The sequence below is a fragment of the Streptomyces griseorubiginosus genome, assembly GCF_017614965.1.
Lineage (GTDB): Bacteria > Actinomycetota > Actinomycetes > Streptomycetales > Streptomycetaceae > Streptomyces > Streptomyces griseorubiginosus_B.
This window is the reverse complement of the sequence record NZ_WVUG01000443.1, coordinates 1-5,593: the sequence shown is the minus strand read 5'-3', so window position 1 is coordinate 5,593 and position 5,593 is coordinate 1. Positions and strand designations below refer to the sequence as shown.

General features: G+C 72.2%; 3 protein-coding genes and 2 pseudogenes. 2 read left to right on the top strand and 3 right to left on the bottom strand.

All coding sequences use genetic code 11. The annotated features are described in order from the left end of the window. Positions 1-173, top strand: a pseudogene (locus GRC12_RS41380) (LysR family transcriptional regulator); the annotation flags it as partial. Between the two features lie 740 nt (positions 174-913). On the opposite strand, the gene GRC12_RS41375 reads toward GRC12_RS41380, so the two are convergent. The 3 genes from GRC12_RS41375 to GRC12_RS41365 form a co-directional block, all read right to left on the bottom strand. Then, positions 914-3,049 carry a putative bifunctional diguanylate cyclase/phosphodiesterase gene (locus GRC12_RS41375; RefSeq protein ID WP_208785602.1) on the bottom strand — a complete coding sequence of 712 codons (2,136 nt, stop codon included), beginning with the start codon at positions 3,047-3,049 and terminating at the stop codon, positions 914-916. Then, positions 3,046-3,858, bottom strand: coding sequence for an SAM-dependent methyltransferase (locus GRC12_RS41370; RefSeq protein ID WP_208785601.1), 813 nt, complete (start codon positions 3,856-3,858; stop codon positions 3,046-3,048). Before GRC12_RS41370 ends, GRC12_RS41375 begins: the two co-directional genes overlap by 4 nt. A gap of 270 nt (positions 3,859-4,128) precedes the next feature. Continuing rightward, positions 4,129-5,106 carry an SCO0930 family lipoprotein gene (locus GRC12_RS41365; protein WP_208785600.1) on the bottom strand — a complete coding sequence of 326 codons (978 nt, stop codon included), beginning with the start codon at positions 5,104-5,106 and terminating at the stop codon, positions 4,129-4,131. 274 nt (positions 5,107-5,380) lie between these two features. Here GRC12_RS41365 and GRC12_RS46820 point away from each other — a divergent pair. After that, a pseudogene (locus GRC12_RS46820) lies at positions 5,381-5,593 on the top strand (hypothetical protein); the annotation flags it as partial.

The window sequence follows — 5,593 nt, the reverse complement described above, 5'->3', positions numbered from 1 at the left end:
GGCTGGGGGTGGCCGTCGTACCCCGTATGGTCGCGACACGGTCGGGGCGGGGCCTACGGGTCACCCCGCTCGCCCGGCCCGGTCTGCACCGCACGATCGCGCTGGCGCACCGCAGCGATGTGGCTCCGCCTCGGGCGGCGCGGGAGTTGCAGCGGATGCTGCTGGAGCGGTGACGCGACGCTTCCGCGCACCAGGCCGAGCCGGGACCGCCGCCGGTGATGTTGCGCGCGCGATCCCCGGCGAGGAAGAGGACGGTCGGCGATGTCGGCGGGCGTGGAGAAGCGGCCGGTGAGGGGGCCTTGGAATGGCTGGGCGACCAGGTCGTCCGGCGTGACACCGACGGCGGTCGAGACCACCCGCGCCACGAAGTGGGCGGCGACACAGACGCCCCCGAGCCGGGCGGACAAGGCTGCGCCGCAAGACCAGGACGCGGGTGTCGAGGCCGGTGATGAGCAGCCTGCGTACGACGGCGCGCAGCGGACGACGGGCCCGGCCCGGGAGCGCGTCGGCGTCGGCCGGCCCTGGTGCGGGCCCGCGCATGCCAGCCCGGCCGGCGCCTCGATGCGACCGCACGCAGCACATAGCGAGCCTCGCCCTGCAGCGCCACCGCGCCGCCCGGCCCTCGTGCGGGCCCGCGAACGCCGGCCCGGCCGCTGCGTGGGGCTGGGCGCGCGGCCTGCGGAGCGGCTCCGCTGCCCGGGAGAGTGCCCTGCCAGACGGCACGCCTCGCACAGGCGACGGAGCTGGGGCACCGGCGTCGCACGGGCGGCCGGGCGTCGGGCGGGATCGCCGAGTTCCCGTGTACGCCCCGCGCTGGAAAAGCGCGCCTGTCGTGCGTGCATGACGCACGGTGCCGCCCGGGCCGCCGTATCGGGCCCGGAGCAGCGGGCCGGGTCCGGGCGGCCCCGGTGGGTCAGCCCGTCGCGTCGACCAGGGCCAGTTCGTGGAGGCGGTCCGGCGGGCCGGGGCGGGCGTAGTACCAGCCCTGGGCCGTGTCGCAGCCCAGTATCCGCAACTGCTCGGCCTGCGCCCCCGTTTCCACGCCCTCGACCGTGACCGCGAGGTCCAGGCTGTGGGCGAGGGAAACGATCCCTTCGACGATCTTGAGGTCGACGGGGTCGGCGGGGAACTGCTGCATGCTCTGGGTGAAGGAGCGGTCCAGCTTGAGGATGCTGACCGGCAGCCGGCGCAGGTTCGCCAGGTTCGAGTAGCCGGTGCCGAAGTCGTCGAGGGCGATGTCGACGCCCATCTCGGCGAGCCGGCGCAGGGGTTTGAGCAGGTCGTCGTCCGCGCCGATCAACGCCGACTCGGTGACCTCCAGGCACAGGGCGTCCGGTGCGACGCCCGCGCGTTCCAGGATGTCGACGGTGTCCTGGACCAGGCCGGGGTGGGTGAGCTGGCAGGGCGAGAGGTTGACGTTGATCCGCAGGGGCCCGGCGTCGTCGTACCGTTCTCGCCATTCGCGCGCCTGGCGGACGGACTGTTCCAGCACCCAGCGCCCCAGCGGCACGATGAGGCCGGTGTGTTCGGCGAGCGGGATGAAGCGGTCCGGGCCGAGGACGCCGTGCTGCGGATGCAGCCAGCGCACCAGCGCCTCGGCGCCGCGCACACTGCCGTCGCCGAGGTGGACCAGCGGCTGGTACTCGATGAAGAACTCGCCCCGCTCCAGCGCGGCGGGCAGCGCGGTGGTCAGGCCGTGCCGGGTGATGGCGCGGGCGTCGGCCTCCTCGTCGGCCAGCTCGAAGCGGTTGCCGCCCGCCGACTTGGCCCGGTACATGGTGATGTCGGCGCTGCGCAGCACCTCCGCCGGGCTGCGGGTGCCGGCCGGCCCCTCGACGATGCCGATGCTGCCGCGGACCGTCAGCTCCCGGCCGTCGATGCTGATCGGCGCGAGCAGGGCGTTCATGATGCGGGTGGCGAGCTCGTCGACCTCGCGCTCGGTGTCGGGGCCGGTGGTCAGCGCCACGAACTCGTCACCGCCGAGCCGGGCGACCATCTCGCCGGGCGCGGTGGCGCAGGACTGCAGCCGGTCGGCGACCTCGACGAGCAGCCGGTCGCCGGCCGCGTGGCCGAGGCTGTCGTTGACGGTCTTGAAGCCGTCGAGGTCGAGGTAGCACAGGCCGAAGCGCTGGCCCTCGCCGGCGCCGAGCGCCTTCTCCAGGCGTTCGAAGAAGAAGGTGCGGTTGGGCAGGCCGGTGAGCGCGTCGTGCGTGGCCTCGTAGCGCAGCCGCAGGTTGAGCAGCCGGCGCTCGGTGGTGTCCTCCATGAGCGCGAGCTGGTACTGCGGGTTGCCGTCCGCGTCCCGCAGCAGGGAGACCGTGAGGTTGGTCCACAGGACCGTTCCGTCGGGGCGGTAGAACGCCTTCTCGAGGTGGTAGTGCTCGCGCTCGCCGCGGACGAGTTCCTCGTAGAGGGTCCAGGTCTGCGGGGCGTCCTCGGGGTGGGTCCACTCCTTGACGTTGCGGGCGCGCATGTTCTGCTCGGAGTGGCCGAACATCCGCAGCAACGCACCGTTGACCTGGAGGATGTTTCCGTCCAGGTCGGCCATGCCGATCCCTATGGCCGCGCCTTCGAACACCGCGCGGAAGCGGGCCTCGGTGGCGTGCAGCGCCTGCGCCACCACGCCCTGCGCCTGCAGCGCGGCGGCGGAGATGGCCTCCTGCTCGGCCAGCGTCCGCTCACGCAGCGCCTGCGCGAACCCGGCGGCCATGGCGTGCTGCAACCGCGAACAGCGCGCCCGCAGTTCCTCCTGGTCGCCGTCGGCCCCGCAGTACAGCACGAGGTAGGCGTCGACGCAGTCGAGGGTGCGGCTGAGCGCCTCGGGGTCGGTGCAGTGCGCGGTGACCAGGGCCGCGCCGACCGCCCTGCCCTCGTCCGCGTCCAGCGGGCGGGCGTGCAGGGCCTGGCTCAACCGCCGGGCCAGCGGCAGGAGTCGCTCCTCGAACTCCGGCCGGGTCAGCGACGTGGAGGTCACCGGGAACACCGCCCGGCTCCAGATCGTCGCGAACCGGCGCAGTCTGTCCTCCGGCCCGTCCGGCTCCGCGATCACGCCGTGCGCCCAACGCCGGCGAACCCGGAGAAGGCATACGGATCCTCGTCCTCCGGCGCCTCCTGCGGCCGCCACAGCGGCGGCGGCACCAATCCCGGTTCCACCATGTCGTACCCCTCGAAGAACCGCGCGATCTCGTCGCGCGAGCGCATGATCAGCGGGTTGCGAATGTCCTTGTACACGTCCACCGCGCCCTCCGCCCGCTCCGGCGGCAGCGGGATTCCCTCGTACGAGGCATGGGTGAGCACCAGCAGGCTGCCGGGCGCGAGCGCCTCGCGCAGCTCGGCCACCGCCGTGTACGGGTCGTCCGCGTCTTCCACGAAGTGCAGTATGGCAACGAGAAGCAGCGCCACCGGCCGGTTCAGGTCGATCAGCCGCTCCACCTCGGCGCCGGCGAGGATCTCCTGGGGCTTGCGGAGGTCGGCGGCGACCACCCCGGCGTCCTCGTTGCCCGCGAGGACCGCCTGGCTGTGGGCGACGGCGACCGGGTCGTGGTCGACGTAGACGACCTTCGCGCCGGGGCGGGCCGCCTGGGCCACCTCGTGGACGTTGCCGAAGGTCGGGATGCCCGAACCGATGTCCAGGAACTGGTCGATGCCCTCGTCGACGGCGAAGCGCACCGCGCGCCGCATGAACGCCCGGTTCGCCTGCATGATCTTGGGCAGTCCCGGCATGAACTCCATGGCCTTGCGGGCCGCTTCCCGGTCGACCTCGAAGTTGTGCGAACCGCCCAGGTAGAAGTCGTAGATCCGCGAGACGCTCGGCACCGAGATGTCGATGCTCCGGGGGGCCCAGGCGGGACGGTCCATCTATCTCTCCAAGGGCGTAGGCGATCCGGTGTTCGAGCTGAGGCTACTGATCGCCTGCCAACGGGGCGAGCCGAAACGGAAATTGACCATCCGTTCCCGGTCACTGCCTGCGGCACGTGCCGCATTCGCCCGGCCAAAACGTGGCAAAACGGCCGCGTCGGCCGCACGCGGACCGCATGTGAAAAGCGGTCCGCCCCCTCCGTGCGGTGCGGAGGGGGCGGACCTGCGATCGAACGCGCCTCGGTGCGATCAACCCTGGGGAGGTGACGCCTACTTCTTCGGCGCGCCGATCGGCTTTCCGGAGGGGGCCATGACGTACCAGGTGCCACCGACGCCCTGACCGTTGGTGTCCCCCGGCTTGGTGTCGCCGGAGAAGGTGTACGCCGGCCAGCAGTCGACGGTCATCTGCTTGACGCCGTCGGGCCGGGTGAAGCCCATCAGGCCCTTCTTCTCGATGCCCTTGGTGTCGCCCGGCTCGACCGGCGCGACGGCCGGCCACTTCTCCAGGCAGGAGCCGGTGCAGTTGGAGATGACCTTCGGCCAGGCCTGGTCCTTGATGAACCGGTAGACCGTCATGCCGTTCTTGTCGACGACGATGTCGCCGAGCTTGGGGTCCTTGCGCACGGACAGCCCGGGCAGGCTCGCCAGGGTGGCCTTCTTGCCGGTGGGGGCCAGCGCGAACCACTTGCCGCCCACGCCCTGGCCCGCGATGTCGCCGGCCTTGGTGTCCTTGGCGTAGCGGTACGCCGGCCAGCCCGCGATGGTCAGCTGCTTGGTGCCGTCGGCCCGGGTGACCTCGCCGAGCAGGGACTTGTCGATACCGGCGCCGGCCGAGGCGTCGTCGGCGGACACGGGCGGCCAGGCCTTGGCGCAGTCACCCTCGCAGTTGGACTTGGGCGGCTCGGCCGTGTCCTCGTCGAAGCGGTAGAGGGTCAGACCGGCGCTGTCGGTCAGCACCTTGCCCAGCTCGGCGTTCTGAGTCACGGCGAGCTGACCGGCGGGCGAGTTCTGGCTCGCCGCGCCCTGCTGGCCGTCGGCGCCGTAACCGTTGCTCGGGCTCGCGCTGACACCGGTACCGGCACTGGTGCTGGTGCCGACACTGCCGTAGCCGCCGCCGGCCGGCGCGGTGGCGCCCACGTTCTGGCTGCCCACCGAAGAGGTGCCGCTTTCCTGGCCGCACGCGGTCGTCAGAGCCAGGATGGCCGCGGCGCCCACCACCATGGAGGCGCTCCGCCAGGAGGTCTTCATCGTCAACAACTCCCCATAATCGCAAGGGTGTTGCAGCGCCCGTCTGCGCCGCCGCACGAGCATGGGTACGCATGGGACCAGCGGTTGTGTTCAACCGCCTCACAAATTTCTTTTCGGAACCTGTGCCACCGCCACCCCGACTCGCACGCGCGTGCGTGTCGAAGCACCCTCGAAGTGGCGCCGGTCAAACCCGAGTACGCCCGTGATCCCCCGATCGGGCCAATCCCCCCGCCCTCCGGCGTGGGAGCGCCCGACAGGGCTCATGATCTCGGTCGTGCATGGACCCGAACCGACGCAAACCGCCTTCGCCGCACGGGCATTGGCGCTGGTGGCCCTGACCTGGCTGCTGGTGGCGGCGCCGGCCGCGCCGGCCGCCGCCGACGCCTGCGCGTACGCCTCGACCGGCCCGGACGGCATCCAGGCGGTGGCCGTCGCCGGAAGCCCGTCCTGGCCGACACCTCCGGCCTGTCCGGAACCCCCTCCGCCC

Bases quoted from the DNA above. Each gene is read 5' to 3' on its own strand.
- GRC12_RS41370 (WP_208785601.1), bottom strand. From the start codon at position 3,858: ATGGACCGTCCCGCCTGGGCCCCCCGGAGCATCGACATCTCGGTGCCG.
- GRC12_RS41365 (WP_208785600.1), bottom strand. From the start codon at position 5,106: ATGAAGACCTCCTGGCGGAGCGCCTCCATGGTGGTGGGCGCCGCGGCC.